The following is a 460-nucleotide window of genomic DNA, read 5'->3' as shown; positions in this document are numbered from 1 at the left end:
GGCCCGCACTGTGGCAGGGTGGTCGGGGACACGCTGGCGGAGATCTAGATGGACACTTCTGAACCCGACATTTCCCTGCAGGACGAGATCAAAGCTCTTCGACAGCAGTTGGCGGTCCTTCGTTTCGATATTTCGGGCAAGGAGTGGCTCACCGTTGACGAGGCGGCGCACTATTGCGGCGTAGCTCCCCGCCACTTTAGGCGAAGCGCGCCAAGCTTGGGTTTGGTGCCCAGGAATTTCATGGGCAAGCAGCTCTACGAGAAGGATGAACTTTACCGCGCCATCCATAGCTCCAGCGACTGGATTACGCGCGGTCCAGTAGGTGCCGCTCCGACCTCGGTCCCGACGCCCCCCCCAGATGGAGGAAGGTCTTGCCCGACTGAGGCGCTTTGACCAGCGTAGAGGGAGGCGCTGATGGATCTGGCCGACAAGCTGATGACGCTCGCTCAGGCAGCTGAGC

1 protein-coding gene is annotated in these 460 nt (G+C 61.3%); it reads right to left on the bottom strand.

Annotated elements, in window-relative coordinates; all coding sequences use genetic code 11:
- Window positions 1-288: hypothetical protein (locus LC454_RS26260; protein ID WP_223585391.1), on the bottom strand; the 288-nt coding region annotated here is incomplete at its 3' end.
- Window positions 289-460: the final 172 nt, after the last annotated feature.

It is taken from the genome of Sphingobacterium sp. GVS05A, from assembly GCF_019969845.1.
GTDB lineage: Bacteria > Bacteroidota > Bacteroidia > Sphingobacteriales > Sphingobacteriaceae > Sphingobacterium.
Note: the sequence above shows the minus strand (reverse complement) of the source record. Positions and strands in the feature narration are given on the sequence as shown.